11 protein-coding genes are annotated in these 14,775 nt (G+C 63.0%); all 11 read left to right on the top strand.

The annotated features are described in order from the left end of the window. Window positions 1–23: 23 nt before the first annotated feature. The 11 genes from LVD12_RS05220 (at window position 24) to ftsZ (ending at window position 14,606) form a co-directional block, all read left to right on the top strand. Window positions 24–1,787: a peptidoglycan D,D-transpeptidase FtsI family protein gene (locus LVD12_RS05220; protein WP_237066198.1), complete on the top strand. Its 1,764-nt coding sequence runs from the start codon at window positions 24–26 to the stop codon at window positions 1,785–1,787. Continuing rightward, complete coding sequence (locus LVD12_RS05215; protein WP_237066196.1) at window positions 1,784–3,295, top strand: UDP-N-acetylmuramoyl-L-alanyl-D-glutamate--2,6-diaminopimelate ligase; 1,512 nt, start codon at window positions 1,784–1,786, stop codon at window positions 3,293–3,295. The genes LVD12_RS05220 and LVD12_RS05215 overlap by 4 nt, the downstream gene beginning before the upstream one ends. Beyond that, entirely contained in the window at window positions 3,292–4,677 is a 1,386-nt protein-coding gene (locus tag LVD12_RS05210) for a UDP-N-acetylmuramoyl-tripeptide--D-alanyl-D-alanine ligase (RefSeq protein ID WP_237066195.1), read from the top strand. Before LVD12_RS05215 ends, LVD12_RS05210 begins: the two co-directional genes overlap by 4 nt. Further along, the gene (gene mraY, locus LVD12_RS05205; RefSeq protein ID WP_237066193.1) at window positions 4,677–5,762 is read left to right on the top strand and encodes a phospho-N-acetylmuramoyl-pentapeptide-transferase; all 1,086 of its coding nucleotides are present in this window, start codon (window positions 4,677–4,679) and stop codon (window positions 5,760–5,762) included. Before LVD12_RS05210 ends, mraY begins: the two co-directional genes overlap by 1 nt. Before the next feature lie 122 nt (window positions 5,763–5,884). After that, window positions 5,885–7,270 (top strand): UDP-N-acetylmuramoyl-L-alanine--D-glutamate ligase, encoded by a 1,386-nt coding sequence (gene murD, locus LVD12_RS05200; RefSeq protein WP_237066191.1) that lies wholly within the window; start codon window positions 5,885–5,887, stop codon window positions 7,268–7,270. Then, complete coding sequence (gene ftsW / locus LVD12_RS05195) at window positions 7,267–8,502, top strand: putative lipid II flippase FtsW (protein ID WP_237066189.1); 1,236 nt, start codon at window positions 7,267–7,269, stop codon at window positions 8,500–8,502. Before murD ends, ftsW begins: the two co-directional genes overlap by 4 nt. Continuing rightward, window positions 8,502–9,614: an undecaprenyldiphospho-muramoylpentapeptide beta-N-acetylglucosaminyltransferase gene (murG, locus tag LVD12_RS05190; RefSeq protein WP_237066187.1), complete on the top strand. Its 1,113-nt coding sequence runs from the start codon at window positions 8,502–8,504 to the stop codon at window positions 9,612–9,614. The genes ftsW and murG overlap by 1 nt, the downstream gene beginning before the upstream one ends. A 27-nt stretch (window positions 9,615–9,641) precedes the next feature. Further along, window positions 9,642–11,105 (top strand): UDP-N-acetylmuramate--L-alanine ligase, encoded by a 1,464-nt coding sequence (gene murC / locus LVD12_RS05185; protein WP_237066184.1) that lies wholly within the window; start codon window positions 9,642–9,644, stop codon window positions 11,103–11,105. A 7-nt stretch (window positions 11,106–11,112) separates the two neighbouring features. Then, window positions 11,113–11,925 carry a cell division protein FtsQ/DivIB gene (locus tag LVD12_RS05180; protein WP_237066182.1) on the top strand — a complete coding sequence of 271 codons (813 nt, stop codon included), beginning with the start codon at window positions 11,113–11,115 and terminating at the stop codon, window positions 11,923–11,925. A gap of 124 nt (window positions 11,926–12,049) precedes the next feature. Further along, window positions 12,050–13,285 carry a cell division protein FtsA gene (gene ftsA, locus LVD12_RS05175; protein ID WP_237066180.1) on the top strand — a complete coding sequence of 412 codons (1,236 nt, stop codon included), beginning with the start codon at window positions 12,050–12,052 and terminating at the stop codon, window positions 13,283–13,285. A 121-nt stretch (window positions 13,286–13,406) separates the two neighbouring features. Next, a complete protein-coding gene (ftsZ, locus tag LVD12_RS05170; RefSeq protein ID WP_237066179.1) occupies window positions 13,407–14,606 on the top strand; it encodes a cell division protein FtsZ in 1,200 nt (399 codons plus the stop codon). Window positions 14,607–14,775 lie beyond the last annotated feature (169 nt).

Below are 14,775 nucleotides of genomic sequence, written 5' to 3'. Positions count from 1 at the left end.
ATCAGGGCCTGTTGGAGAATTTCATGGGCGCGGTCAAAAAACAGCAGTTGCAGCCGGGTATTGCCCGCTGGCGCTTTGCGCTGGTGGCGATACTGCTGTGCCTGCTGGCCGTGGTTCTGGTTCTTCACCTGGCGCGCCTGCAGGTTCTGCCCGAGGAGGAGCGCGGTTACCGCTTCCTGCAGGATCAGGGGCGCGCCCGCACCATCCGCACCGAAGAAATCGCCGCCTATCGCGGCGCCATTCTCGACCGCAACGGTGAGCTGCTGGCGGTGAGCACCCCGGTGCAGACACTGTGGGCGAATCCCCAGCACCTGAAGGAAGCCTCTGCAGCTGAGCTGCGCCAGCTGGCGGCCGCGCTGGAAATGAAGCCGGCGACACTCGCCAAGCGTCTGCAGAAGTACGCCAACAAGGAGTTCATGTACCTGCGCCGCCACCTGTCGCCGGAGCGGGCCGGTCGCGCCCTGTCGCTGGATATCGCCGGTGTCTACAGCAAGAAAGAATACCGCCGTTTCTACCCTGCCGGTGAGGTTGTGGCACAGCTGCTGGGCTTTACCAATATCGATGATCGCGGTCAGGAAGGCCTGGAGCTTGCTTACGACAACTGGCTGTCGGGCCAGCCTGGCCAGCAGCAGGTGTTGAAGGACCTCAAGGGTCGCACGGTGCAGGATCTGGCCACCAAGCGCGAGGCGCGTCCGGGCCGCGACCTGCGCCTGTCCATCGACATGCGTCTGCAGTACCTCGCCTACCGGGAGCTGAAGCGGGCCGTCAATGAAAATGGCGCCGCTTCCGGCTTTATGGTGATTCTCGACACCCGCTCGGGCGACGTGCTGGCCATGGCCAACCAGCCTTCTTTCAACCCGAACAACCGCAAGGGCGCGACAGCCGCAGCCATGCGAAACCGCGCCCTGATCGACCAGTTCGAGCCGGGTTCGACCGTCAAGCCATTGACCGCGCTGGCAGCCCTGGAGAGCGGTCGCTACCGGCCGCATACCGCCATCAACACCAGCCCGGGCTATATCCGCCTGCCGGGCAAGACCCTGGTGGACCCGATCAACTACGGACGCATCGACCTGACCCGGGTGATCACCAAGTCCAGCCAGGTCGGTATCACAAAAATCGCCATGGACCTGGAACCAAATACCCTGCGGGAACTCTTTTACCGCCTGGGTCTCGGTGAAGCGGTCGGCAGCGGCTTCCCGGGCGAGGCCGCGGGCATCCTGCCCAGTCGAAGTCGATGGCATCCAATCGAGCGGGCCAACTTCGCATTCGGCTACGGTTTAACAGTAAACGCCGTGCAGCTTGCACAGGCCTACAGTGTCATCGCCAATGCCGGGCTCAAGCGCCCGGTTTCGCTGGTTCTGGCCGACGGGCAGAAGGCTTCCGTCGAGCCGGAGCGTGTGGTGGAGGATGCGCTGGCACAGCAGGTCACTGCCATGCTGGAAACAGTCATCGGTAAAGAAGGCACCGGCCGCCGGGCAGCCGTGGAGGGATATCGCGTCGCCGGCAAGACCGGCACCGTCCACAAGGTGGGCAGTGGCGGGTACGCGGAGAACCGCTACCGCTCAGTATTTGCCGGCTTTATTCCCGCCGACAACCCGCGCCTCGCGGCGGTGGTGGTGATCGACGACCCGAGCCAGGCCAAGTACTACGGCGGTGAAGTGGCCGCCCCGGTATTCGGCGCGGTCATGGAAGGTGCCATGCGACTGTTGCAGGTGCCGCCGGAAGAGGTGCCGCCGGCGGAGGAGCAGTTGGCCGTGCAGCTGGGCGAGAGAGGTAACAAATCGTGAATCAGCGCAAAGTTTCCCTGCAGCAACTGGTCCCGGGCTACGCCGGCATCCCTGACGTGGAAGTTTCCGGTGTGGCACTGGACAGCCGCCAGGTGCGTGCCGGTGACCTGTTCATGGCCCTGCGGGGCAGCGTGGTGGATGGCCGTGAATTCATCGGCGATGCCATCCACGCCGGTGCGGCGGCAGTACTCGCCGATGGCGACCAGCTGGACACCATCACCCGTGAAGGGGTCATGGTGGTCTCCGTGCCGGGACTGGCCAAGCGCGTCGGCGAAATCGCCGCCCGTTTCTATGACAACCCCACCGAGGCCATGTACCTGGTGGGGGTGACCGGCACCAATGGCAAGTCCACCTGCGCCTACCTGACTGCGCAGCTGCTGGCCCATCACTTCGGCAGCGCCGGCGTCATGGGGACCATCGGCAACGGCATCTGGAAAGATGGGCGCATCACCCTCGAGGATACGGGGCTCACCACACCCGATCCGGTGCGTCTGCAGGCCGATTATGCCGCTTTCCGCGACCAGGGCGTGAAAGCTGCGGCGATGGAGGTTTCTTCCCACGCACTGGCCCAGGGGCGGGTGCATGGCCTGATCTTCGATACCGCCATCTTCACCAACCTGTCGCGGGACCACCTGGATTACCACGGCAGCATGGCCGCCTATGGCGCCGCCAAGGAGAAGCTGTTCGGGCTGCCGAAACTGAAGCGCGGCATCATCAATCTGGACGATCCCTTCGGTGCCCAGCTGGCCGACCGTTGCCGGCTGCGCAACCTGAAAGTCATCACTTACGGCCTGCAAGCCGGCGATCTGCACGCCACCGATCTGCACCGGCACGAGACCGGTTTCTCCGTGCAGCTGACAACGCCATGGGGCTCCGGCCGCCTGGAGGCACCGTTGATCGGTGACTTCAATATCCACAACGCCCTGGCGGTGGTGGCGGCGGTGGCTGCCTCGGGCATGCCATTGCAGGAGATCCTCGATACCTTCCCGAAGATCCGTGCTGTACCGGGCCGGATGGAACGCGTCCGCGTCGAGGGCATGGACGAGGAAGTCAGTGTGCTGGTGGATTACGCCCACACCCCGGATGCCCTGCGCGCAGCTCTGGCGGCAGCCCGGCCCTATTGCCGCGGTCGCCTCTGGTGTGTCTTCGGCTGTGGCGGCGATCGGGATAGCGGCAAACGTGCGCCCATGGGCCGTATCGCCTCGGAGATGGCGGATCGCGCCATCGTCACCAGCGACAATCCCCGCAGTGAGGATCCGCAGAAGATCATTGATGACATTCTCGAGGGTGCCGCAAGCAATATAGAGGTGGAAGTGGATCGCGCCAGGGCCATCGAGATCGCCGTTACCGGCGCCCAGCCCGGCGACATCGTGCTGATCGCGGGCAAGGGCCATGAGGATTACCAGATCATCGGCGGCGAGCGTTTCCACTTCTGTGACCGCGAACAGGCGGCGGCGGCACTGGCCAAGCGGCACGCCTCGGCGGATGACGAGGGGATGCGCACATGATCGCGCCGCTGACCCTGGAACAGCTGCAGAAACGCTTCGGTGGCGAGCTGGTCAACGGTTCGGTCACCTTCGATCGGGTGTGCACGGACACCCGCAAACTGGATGAGCAGGGGCTGTTTGTCGCGCTCGTCGGTGAGAACTTCGATGCCCATGACTTCGCCTCCGAGCTGGAAGGCAAGGTCCTCGGCCTGGTAGTGGAGCGCGAGATCCCCGGAGTATCGCTGCCCCAGTGGGTGGTTCCAGACACGACGGTTGCCCTGGGGCAGATCGGGCTGCTGTGTCGCGAACAGTTCCAGGGGCCGGTGGTGGCCATTACCGGCTCCTGTGGCAAAACCACGGTCAAGGAAATGCTGGCGGCGATATTTTCACAGCGCCACAACATATGCGTGACCCGCGGCAACCTGAATAACCAGTTTGGTCTGCCGATGACCCTGTTCGGGCTCACGCCGGAGCATGAGGTGCTGATCCTGGAGATGGGCGCCAATGGCCCCGACGACATTGGTTATCTCTGTGGTATCGGCAAGCCGCAGATCACCGCAGTTAACAATGTGATGCCCGCCCACGTTGAGGGCTTTGGTTCCGTGGATGGTATCGCGGCTGCGAAAGGGCAGATCTACACCACCCTGGCACCGGGCAGCACCGCGGTCATCAATGCGGACGACGACTATGCCCGCTACTGGCTGGGGCAGATGCCCGATGAAGTAAAAACGCTGGCAGTGGGCCTCGGCCACGACTGTGCCGTGCACGCCGATAACATCGCCATGGATGAGCGCGGCTGTGCGCGATTCGACCTGGTGATCGACGAGGTGTCCCACCCGGTACAGCTGCAGCTGCTGGGTGAACACAATGTGCACAACGCACTCGTCGCTGCCGGCTGTGCGTTCGCTGCGGGCATTCCCGCGGTGGAAATCGCCACCGGCCTCGCCCGTGCCGGTTCTGTGGGTGGCCGCCTGCAGGTACATCAGGGCCTCGGTGGCGAGACGGTGATCGACGACAGCTACAACGCCAACCCGGGCTCCGTGTCGGCTGCGATCGAACTCCTGGCCCAGCGCCATGGCAAGAAAATACTGGTTCTTGGCGACATGGCAGAGCTGGGAGCAGACGCGGAGCGGATGCACCGCGAGATGGGAGAGCTGGCCCGCGACCGCGGCCTGGATGCGCTCTTTACCCTGGGACCGCTGGGCATGGCGGCCAGCGTGGCTTTTGCTGAGGGAACCGGCAAGCCGCGCCATAACTTTCGCGAACATCAGGCGCTGGTAGAGGCGCTGAAACGCGAATTGGACAAGAACACCACAGTGCTGGTGAAAGGTTCCCGCAGCGCGCGGATGGAGCGCGTTGTGCAGGCACTGACGGAAAGCGCAGACGCGCAAGAGGAAAACTGATGCTGCTCTGGCTGGCAGAATTACTGCAACAACACGTGAGCGCCTTTGCGGTGTTCAACTACCTGACCGTGCGCGCGATCCTGGGTGCGCTGACGGCGCTGGGGATTTCCCTGTTGGTTGGCCCGCGCATGATTACCTGGCTGAACCAGCTGCAGGTGGGACAGGCGGTGCGGGACGATGGCCCGCAGACCCACCTGAGCAAGTCCGGTACCCCCACCATGGGCGGCACCTTGATCCTCGCTGCGATTTTTTCCGCAGCCCTGCTGTGGTCGGACTTGAGTAACCGCTATGTATGGGTCGTGCTGCTGGTGACTTTCGTTTTCGGTGCCGTCGGGTTTGTCGACGATTACAAGAAAGTCGTCGAGAAGAACCCGCGCGGTCTGATTGCCCGCTGGAAATATTTCTGGCAGTCCATCGCGGGCCTGGGTGCGGCGATTTATCTCTTCATGAGCGCCACCAGCCCGGCGGAAACCCAGTTCTTCGTGCCTTTCTTCAAGGATATTGCCATCGACCTGGGGCCGGCGTTCTTCATCGTACTGACCTATTTCGTTGTAGTCGGTTCCAGTAATGCCGTGAACCTGACCGATGGTCTCGACGGCCTCGCGATCATGCCGACGGTGATGGTGGGCGGTGCGCTCGGCATCATCGCCTACCTGGTCGGTCACGTGGAATTTGCCAACTACCTGCATATCCCCTCGATTCCGGGCGCGGGTGAGCTGGCCGTCTTCTGTGCAGCCCTCGGTGGCGCGGGTCTCGGTTTCCTGTGGTTCAACACCTACCCGGCCCAGGTGTTCATGGGCGATGTGGGCGCGCTGGCCCTCGGTGCAGCGCTGGGCATCATCGCGGTGATCACCCGGCACGAAATCGTGCTGTTCATCATGGGCGGTGTGTTCGTGATGGAAACAGTTTCGGTGATCCTGCAGGTGGCCTCGTTCAAGCTGACCGGCAAGCGGATTTTCCGCATGGCACCGCTGCACCACCATTTTGAATTGAAAGGCTGGCCGGAGCCGCGTGTGATCGTGCGCTTCTGGATCATCACCGTGGTGCTGGTACTGGCAGGCCTGGCAACGCTGAAACTGCGCTGATCGGCTTGGGGACACAGCGGAGCAGAGGGTCGAAACAGAAGACCGGAACGGATCGACGGAAGAACAGGCACAAGACGGACACAAGAGCATAAAGAGCGCACGGCGCACTGGAAATTGAACGGATGACTTTGATCGCAACTTCACAGCAGAGAGTGGTAATCGGGCTGGGCGCTACCGGTGTATCGGTGGTGCGCTACCTGCTGCGTGCCGGTTGCGTACCCGTGGTGCTCGACAGCCGGGCGCAGCCGCCCGGGCTGGATGCGTTCCGCGAGCAGTTCCCGCAGGTGCCGGTGCAGCTTGGCCCGCTCGATGAAGAGACGCTGCTGTCAGCCAGTGAAGTGATCGCCAGCCCCGGTGTGGCGCTGGCCGAGCCGGCCCTGCAGCGGGCCCTGGCCGAGGGTATTCCCGTGGTCGGTGATATTGAACTGTTCGCGCAGGAAATGAATCGCTTGCAGCAGCCACCGAAAATTGCGGCCATCACCGGTTCCAACGGCAAGAGCACCGTGACCACCCTCGTCGGGCAGATGGCGCAGCGTGCCGGTGTGCGGGTCGCCGTGGGCGGCAATATCGGTGTGCCGGTTCTGGACCTGCTGGAGCAGCCGTTGCCGGAGCTATTCGTGCTGGAGCTGTCGAGTTTCCAGCTCGAGACCACCCACAGCCTGCCAGTGACCGCAGCCACCATCCTGAATCTCAGTGAAGACCACATGGACCGCTATCCGAGTATGGCGGCCTACCACGCAGCCAAGCAGCGGATCTATCGCCACGCGCAGCAGCTGGTGGTCAACCGGGATGATCCGCTCACCCGCGCGCCGCTGGCTCAGGGCGTACGGGAGTGGACCTTCGGCCTGGATGCGCCCGATCTCGGCCAGTTTGGCCTGCGGACAGTGGATGGTGAAGAGTGGCTCGCCTGTGGCATGAACAAATTGCTGCCGCTGTCCGACATGGCCATGGTGGGCCGTCACAATGCGGCCAATGCGCTTGCGGCACTCGCCCTCGGCCAGGCTGTGGGCCTGCCGATGGAGGCGATGCTGGCGGTGCTGCGGGAATTCCCCGGCCTCACGCATCGTTGTGAGCGTATTGGCGACATCAATGATGTGGTCTTTGTGAACGACTCCAAGGGCACCAACGTCGGTGCTACCCGCGCCGCCCTGGAAGGGCTGGGATCAGCCGATAAGAAGATCGTGCTGATTGCCGGCGGTGAGGGCAAGGGTGCCGACTTCGCGCCGCTGGCAGAGGTCGCCGGCAACCTGCGCGGGCTGGTTACCATCGGTGTCGACGGTCCCAAAATTGGCGCTGCACTTGCCGCTGCCTGCCGCACGCAGACCGCCCGCACAATGGACGAGGCAGTGGCAACCGCAATGACAATGGCCGAGCCCGGTGATTACGTACTGCTGTCACCGGCCTGCGCCAGTTTTGATATGTACCGCAATTTTGAGGCGCGCGGTGAGGACTTCCGCCGCGCGGTGACCGCGCTCGAGGCCACTGTCCCGGCGGGAGGTGCGCAATGAGCCGCACTGCTGAACAGTTGCAACAACTTGCTGCCGGCGGCAGCGATGGTTTCAAGGCGGAATGGGTGCTGCCGTTCAGCGTGCTGGCGCTGGCGAGTATCGGCGTCGTGATGGTGGCTTCCGCGTCGATCGCCTTCGCCAGCGATATCTATGGCGATCCCTGGTTTTTCCTCAAGCGGCACGTGATGTTCCTGGTGCTGGGCCTGGTGGTCGCCGGGGTGGTCAGCCAGGTACCGCTGTCGGCGTGGTCGCGCCTGTCGTGGCCGCTGCTGCTGTTCTCATGCCTGCTGCTGCTGATCGTGCTGGTGCCTGGCATCGGCCGTGAGGTGAATGGCAGCCGTCGCTGGCTGTCGTTCGGACCGATCACCGTGCAGCCGGCCGAGGTGGCAAAGTTCTGCCTGCTGGTCTTTTTTGCCAGCTTCCTGACGCGCCGCAATCAGCAGTTGCGCCACTGGAGCAGCTTTATGGTGCCGGTGGTGATCCTCGGCCTGGTAGCCCTGCTGCTGTTGCTGCAGCCGGACTTCGGCTCGGTGGTGGTGATCTCCGGGACGGTGCTGGCGATGGTGTTCCTGGCAGGAGCGCGGCTCCCGCACACTTTCACCCTGGTAGGCCTGGCGGCATGCGCCCTGGCGGCGATGGCACTGATGAGCCCGTACCGGCTGCAACGACTGACCACGTTCCTGGACCCGTGGCGGGACCAGTTTGCCAGTGGTTACCAGCTCACCCAGTCACTGATCGCATTTGGTCGTGGCGAATGGCTGGGGGTTGGTCTCGGTAACAGTGTGCAGAAACTCTTTTACCTGCCAGAGGCGCACACGGATTTTATTTTCGCCATTCTTTCCGAGGAGTGGGGCATTGTCGGTGGGCTGATGGTGATCGGTCTGTTTGCTGCGCTGACGTGGTCGCTGCTGCGCCTGGTGCGTCAGGCGCTGGCCAAACAACAGTTCTTTGCCGCACTGCTGGCGTTCGGGATTGCCGTACTGCTCGCCGGCCAGGCCTTCGTCAATATGGGTGTGGCCTCCGGACTGTTGCCGACCAAGGGCTTGACGCTGCCCTTCGTGAGTTCCGGCGGCAGTAGCCTGGTGATCTGCTGTGCCCTGTTTGCGCTGGCACTGCGCATTCAGGCCGAGCTGCAGGAGTCCGGCGCCGAGCAGAAAGGCGGCAGCGTGCGCATGTTGCCAATTTTCAACCCCCTGCAACTGGGTGACAGAACCCAGGGGGAGGCCGCGTGATGGTTGAAAAGACTTTGAGTCCGCAGCCGAGCCAGGATTTTGCCGGCAAGAAGTTTCTGCTGATGGCCGGCGGCACCGGTGGCCATGTGTTCCCGGCGCTTGCCGTCGCGAGGGCACTGCAGGCCCAGGGTGCCGACGTGGAGTGGCTTGGCACCGAGCGCGGTATCGAAGCCCAGCTGATTCCTGAGGCCGGAATTCCGCTGCACTTCATCACCGTGGAAGGTGTGCGCGGCAAGGGCAAGCTGGCCCTGCTGAAGGCACCGCTGAAGATTGCCGGCGCCGTGCAACAGGCACTGGCCGTAGTAAACCAGGTGAAGCCGGATGCGGTCCTGGGCTTCGGCGGCTATGCCACCGGGCCCGGTGGTGTAGCGGCACGACTGCGGGGTATCCCGCTGCTGATACACGAGCAGAACGCGGTTGCCGGCACCACCAACCGTCTGCTGGCCAGAATTGCCAACCGGGTGCTGGAAGCCTTTCCCAGTGGCCTCGGCGGCGGTGAGCAGGTAGGCAACCCGGTGCGTGAGGAAATCGCACAGCTGCCGGCGCCGGAAGAGCGGATTGCCACCGAACGCCCGCTGCGTCTGCTGGTGCTGGGTGGCAGCCTGGGTGCGGTGGCGATTAACGAAGTCGTGCCGCAGGCGCTGTCACTGGTGGAGGAATCCATCCGCCCCCATGTGACCCACCAGGCTGGCCAACGCCACCTTGATGTAGCCCGCGAGAGCTACCGCCAGGCCGGGGTCGAGGCAGATGTGGTGCCTTTTATCGCCGACATGGCCGGCGCCTATGCAAAGGCAGATCTGGTGATCTGCCGCGCGGGCGCCCTGACAGTTTCGGAAGTTGCGGCCGCCGGGGTCGGGGCAATCATGGTGCCTTTCCCCTTTGCCATCGATGACCACCAGACGAAGAACGGGGAGTGGTTGCAGCAGGCCGGCGGCGCGATTGTGGTGCAGCAGGATGTGATGAGTGCCGAGCAGATGGCCGGATTGCTGAGCGACCTGTTCGCTCAGCCGGAAAAGCTGCTGGCAATGGCCAAGGCCGCCCGCAGCGTGGCCCGTACCGATGCCACTGAGCGAGTGGTCGCGGCCTGTGCGGCCATGATAGGCACCAAATGAGAATCCGGCGGAGGCAGTGAGAAACCAATGAGTAAGGAAGCAGCAGTGGAACAGAGCAGCTACAGCGTGCCCGCCATGCGCCGCATCCGCCGTATCCATTTTATTGGTGTCGGTGGCGCCGGCATGAGTGGTATCGCCGAGGTATTGCAGAACCAGGGCTATGAAGTGTCGGGGTCTGACCTGAAGGAGTCCTCGGTCACCCGCCGCCTGCGGGACCTGGGTGTGCAGGTGCAGATCGGCCACAGCGCGGACAATGTGAGCGACGCGGATGTGGTGGTGAATTCCTCCGCAGTACACGAGGACAACCCGGAGCTGGTCGCTGCGCGGGAGAACCGCATTCCGGTGGTGCGCCGTGCGGAAATGCTCGGTGAACTGATGCGTTACCGCTATGGCATTGCCGTGGCCGGTACCCACGGCAAGACGACCACCACCAGCCTGATCGCGTCCATTTTTGCCGCGGATGGCAAGGATCCCACATTCGTGATTGGCGGCCTGGTGAATGCGGCCGGGGCCAATGCCGCCCTCGGTGAGAGCCGCTATCTGATTGCCGAGGCTGACGAAAGCGATGCATCGTTCATCCATCTGCAGCCGATGGTCACGGTGATCACCAATATCGACGCCGACCATATGGAGACCTACGGCGGCGATTTCGAGAAGGTCAAACAGATTTTCATCGACTTCGTCCACAACCTGCCATTTTACGGTCTGGCAGTGGTCTGCGGTGACGATGAGAACGTGCGTGATGTGATTCCGAAATTCTCTCGGCCGGTCTCCACTTACGGGTTTGGTGAGGACAATGACTTCCGCATCGTCGAAGTGAATCAGGAGCCGTTACGCAGCCACTTCAAGGTGCAGCGCCCGGAAGGCGATGTGCTGGAGGTGTGTGTCAACACCCCGGGCATTCACAATGTGCTCAATGCGACCGCGGCCATCGCTGTGGCAACGGATGAAGGCATCGGCGATGAGGCGATCCGGCAGGGCCTGCTGGGCTTCCAGGGTGTCGGCCGGCGCTTCCAGATTTACGGCCATTACGCGGTCAGCGATGATGCCAGTGCCGAGAAAGTCATGCTGGTGGACGATTACGGCCATCACCCGCGTGAGGTTGCCGCCACCATCAAGACCGTGCGGGACGGCTGGCCGGAGCGCCGCCTGGTGATGATCTATCAGCCTCACCGCTACACCCGTACACGGGATCTGTTCGAGGACTTCGTGCAGGTGTTGTCGCAGGTGGACAAACTGGTGCTGCTGGATGTGTACAGCGCCGGTGAGGCACCGATACCGGGTGCCGATGGTCGCACCCTGGCGCGCAGCCTGCGCAACCGTGGGCAGGTGGACCCGATCTTTGTGGAAACCATCGAGCAGGTGCCGCCGATCCTGGCGGATCTGCTGGAGCCGGGTGATATCGTGCTGACCCAGGGTGCCGGTAATGTGGGTGCGCTGGCACAACAGCTGGCTCAGTGGCGCCTCGGCGATACCAGTGAGGGAGCGTAAACAGAGCGTGAAGAGAGCCAGCGGCAACAGCGAAAAAGCCCAGCGCAAACCGCGCGGTGCCAGTCCGCGGGCGGAGACTTCCGTCCAGGGCAGTGGCGGCCTGGGAAAGTTGCTGCTGGTATTGTTTGCAACCACGGCGGTGCTATCCGTCGCCTACGGCGGCCTGTGGCTGTGGCGTCAGGTGCCGGTCAACGAGTTGAGCCGCGTGGATGCGCTGCAACAGGTGCGGGTACAGGGGCCGTTCAAGGCGGTGTCGCAGCGGCAGGTCGAGGAAATCCTGTTGCCCTATCTGCAGCGGGGGTTCCTGACGGTGGATATCCGCGGTATGCAGGAGGCGCTGTTGCAGCACTCCTGGATCACCGAGGCCTCGGTCAGCCGCCGCTGGCCCCGCGGGGTCGAGGTGGCGGTCAAGGAAGCGAGCCCTCTGGCCGTGTGGGGCAAGGACAAACTGCTCGTGGCCAGTGGCGCACTGCTGCCGCGGCCCGAGGGCCTAGAGACCGGCCGCTTGCCGGAACTGGCGGGCGACGAGGAACTGGTGGCGCGAATTCTGTTGCAATACCAGGCGCTGGCCGGGCTGCTGACAACACGGGATATGGAAGTCAAACGGCTGACGTTTGATGACCTGGCAGGATGGCACCTGGAACTGGTTTCCGGTGTGGAGCTGTACCTCGGGCACGACGAGTTGCTGGAGCGGGTGAACCGCTTTATGAAACTCAGCCGCGGAGTGCTGGCGCCACACCTGGAAAAAGTAGCGCGTGTGGATACGCGTTACAGTAACGCCCTGGCAGTGCAGTGGCGAGAAATCGATAAAACAAACTGAGTCAATTACAGCAATAAACGCGGCCAAAAGCCGGCACAATACAAACAGCAATAAAAGCGAGAACCCGTCCCTGACCGATTATTACCAATAACGGACGGAGAGGTTCAGCGAGGTTGGTAGAAGAATGACGCAAGCATCCGATAACCGCATGATCGTGGGGCTGGATATCGGCACTTCCAAAGTGGTGGCCATCGTTGGCGAGGTCACTGGTGCGGGAGAGCTGAACATCGTCGGTATCGGTTCCCACCGCTCTACCGGAATGAAAAAAGGCGTGGTGGTCAATATCGAGTCCACGGTGCAATCCATTCAGCGTGCGGTGGAAGAAGCGGAGCTGATGGCCGGCTGTGAAATCCACTCGGTCTATGCCGGTATTGCGGGTAGCCATATCCGCAGCCTCAATTCCCACGGCATCGTGGCGATCAAGGACCGCGAAGTGACCCAGCAGGACCTGGACCGGGTGATCGACGCTGCCCGCGCAGTGGCCATCCCGGCCGACCAGAAAATCCTGCACACCTTGCCGCAGGAATACCTGATCGACAACCAGGAAGGTGTGAAGGAGCCGCTGGGCATGTCCGGTGTGCGCCTCGAAGCGAAAGTGCACCTGGTCAGCGGTGCGGTGAACGCGGCACAGAATATCGAGAAGTGTATCCGTCGCTGCGGCCTGGAGGTGGAAGACATCATCCTCGAGCAACTGGCCTCCAGCTACGCAGTGCTGACCGACGATGAAAAAGAACTGGGCGTGTGCATGGTGGATATCGGTGGCGGTACCACGGATATCGCCGTCTTTACCGGTGGCTCCATTCGCCACACCGGGGTGATCCCGATTGCCGGCGACCAGGTGACCAATGACATTGCCATGGCGCTGCGCACACCGACGCCGCACGCCGAGGAGCTGAAAATCAAGTACGCCTGTGCGCTGGCCAAACTGGCCCGCGAGGGCGAGACCATCAAGGTACCGAGTGTCGGCGATCGCGCACCGCGGGACCTGTCCCGCCAGGCATTGGCGGAAGTGGTCGAACCCCGCTACGACGAGCTCTTCACCCTCGTGCAGGCGGAACTCCGCCGCAGTGGCTTTGAAGACCTGTGTGCGGCCGGCGTTGTACTGACTGGCGGCTCCTCAAAGATGGAAGGTGCGGTGGAGCTGGCCGAGGAAATTTTCCATATGCCGGTCCGCCTCGCAGTACCACAGGGTATTGCCGGGCTGACTGACATCGTCAGCAACCCGATCTATTCGACCGGTGTTGGCCTGCTGATGTATGCCATGCAGCGGGAAGATAATTCGGAAAATCGCCAGCGGCCGCTGCGGGAAGAAAACCTGTGGTGGGACAAGGTGAAGCACTGGTTCCGGGGAAACCTGTAAGGGCAGAGAAGAAAAAGGGCGGTTAACAGCCGCCACTCCAGAGGGGTAGCGGTTCGACAGGCCCTTCTGGAAATTCAGGAACGAATAACAATTTTGACATGAGCAAAAAAGGGGAACAGCAATGTTCGAACTAGTCGATAGCGTACAGGACAAGCCTGTCATCAAAGTAATCGGTGTCGGCGGCGGTGGCGGCAATGCCGTGAAGCACATGATCGCCAGCGAAGTGGAGGGCGTGGACTTTATCTGTGCAAACACAGATGCCCAGGCACTCAAGGACATCGAGGCCCGCACCATCCTGCAACTGGGCAACAACATCACCCGCGGCCTGGGTGCCGGTGCCGACCCCAACGTGGGTCGCGAGTCGGCGATGGAAGATCGGGACCGCATTGCCGAGGTGCTGCAGGGCGCAGACATGGTCTTCATCACTGCCGGTATGGGTGGTGGTACCGGTACCGGTGGTGCACCGATCGTGGCCGAGGTCGCCAAAGACCTGGGCATCCTGACGGTCGCAGTGGTCACCCGCCCGTTCAAGCTGGAGGGCAAGAAGCGCACCCTGGTGGCGGAAGAGGGCATCCTCGAGCTGCGCGACAAGGTCGACTCCCTGATCACCATTCCGAATGACCGCCTGATGGAAGTCCTCGGTGCCAAGGTCACCATGAAGTCTGCCTACAAGGAGGCCGACAACGTGCTGCTGGGTGCAGTGCAGGGCATTGCCGACCTGATGATCCGCCCGGGCATCATGAACGTGGACTTCGCCGACGTACGCACGGTCATGTCCGAGATGGGCATGGCGATGATGGGCTCCGGTGCTGCCGTGGGTGAGAACCGCGCCCGCGAAGCGGCCGAGAAAGCCGTCCGCAGCCCGTTGCTGGACAACGTCAACCTGCAGGGCGCCCGCGGTATCCTGGTCAACATCATCACCGGTAGCGAGGAAGCCGGCTGCGCGGAGCTGACCCTGGGTGAATACTCCGAAGTGGCGGAAATCGTGCAGGAAATCGCCTCCGACGAGGCCACAGTCGTGATCGGCACCGCCGTTGACGACAAGCTGGGTGACGAGATGCGGGTGACCGTGGTCGCCGCCGGCCTGGGCGAAGCCACCCAGCAGGCGGCGCGCCCGACCAAGGTGGTGGACAACACTGCCCCCCGTCGTTCGGAACCTGCTGAGCCCCGCGTTGGTCAAACTGGTCAGGCTCCGGCGAGCCGTCCGCGTGCCGAGGTCGAGGTCGAGCGCCCGCGGCGCCCGGCTACTGCCCCTCTCGGCTCGCCCGACGACATGGAATACCTGGATATTCCGGCATTCCTGCGTCGCCAGGCGGACTGATCCGGACAGTCGTGACTCCGGTGTGTGAATGATGCGCCAGGGACCGAACCGCCGCGCAGGCGAGGCAAATACACCGCTCATGTCCGCCCGGCCCTCGGGCCGGGCAACCGCCTCGGCGGCGAGTGGTTCGGTGCCTGATCGGATCAGAATGCACATCGGCACGATTGAC

The sequence above is a fragment of the Microbulbifer guangxiensis genome (assembly GCF_021729075.1).
Lineage (GTDB): Bacteria > Pseudomonadota > Gammaproteobacteria > Pseudomonadales > Cellvibrionaceae > Microbulbifer > Microbulbifer guangxiensis.
The sequence above is the reverse complement of the archived record's forward strand: the minus strand, read 5'-3'. Positions and strand labels throughout refer to the sequence as shown.